This window comes from Streptomyces sp. NPDC059668 (assembly GCF_042734135.1).
Classification (GTDB): domain Bacteria; phylum Actinomycetota; class Actinomycetes; order Streptomycetales; family Streptomycetaceae; genus Streptomyces.
This window is the reverse complement of record NZ_JBHWEL010000156.1, coordinates 1-671: the sequence shown is the minus strand read 5'-3', so window position 1 is coordinate 671 and position 671 is coordinate 1. Positions and strand designations below refer to the sequence as shown.

General features: G+C 32.6%; 1 protein-coding gene. It reads right to left on the bottom strand.

Annotated elements, in window-relative coordinates:
• Positions 1–5: 5 nt before the first annotated feature.
• Positions 6–194: a hypothetical protein gene (locus ACFV2J_RS42510; protein WP_385443851.1), complete on the bottom strand. Its 189-nt coding sequence runs from the start codon at positions 192–194 to the stop codon at positions 6–8.
• Positions 195–671 lie beyond the last annotated feature (477 nt).

Sequence of the window (671 nt, the reverse complement as noted above, 5' to 3'; positions counted from 1 at the left end):
AAGTTTTATTTATGTTTAATTTTGGAGCGTAAAGGGATAGCGAATTGGTATCCTTTTATTTCAATCATTAAAACACCATAACCTCGCCCTTTGTCTTCAAGATTGCCATTTGAATTTTTATCTGCTATCTCTGTTAAATGGCTATGTTCGTCATAAAAGTCTTGTGTTAATTGATGCAATTTTATCTTCGCCATTGTTTTCCCCTTAAGTGATTTAAAAAATAAAAAAGACCTAGTAAAAATACTAGGTCTTTTTGAAATATCTTACAACATATTTTTTATCATTCGATGGGATTTCTTTTTTTAACGTGGGGCACTCCCTACCACCATTACATCTTTCATTAAGGATTTCTTTTTTTTACGAGGGGTTTCCTTTACCACCTGCATCTAAACATATTATATGTTGCGAATTCTTGAAAAGTCAAGGTACTAGCTGGATTTTTCAAGGATTCATTTTTATTTTACCTAAATCACTTGAAAAAATTCACATGATTTTTGTTTTGCCATGAACAATTACATAATTAAGTAAAGCAGACCCTTAAAGGTCTGCTTTACTATTTGACTAGCTTGGAAACGTTTGGTAGAAAGCAACAATGCCGATCACGCTTAACACAACTAGGATTCCTAGAATGCTCCACAATGTTACTTTTACACGCTTAGACATACCATGAC

What these genes read in the sequence shown, in the direction of transcription:
- ACFV2J_RS42510 (WP_385443851.1), bottom strand. Translation starts at nt 194, where the DNA reads ATGGCGAAGATAAAATTGCATCAATTAACACAAGACTTTTATGACGAA.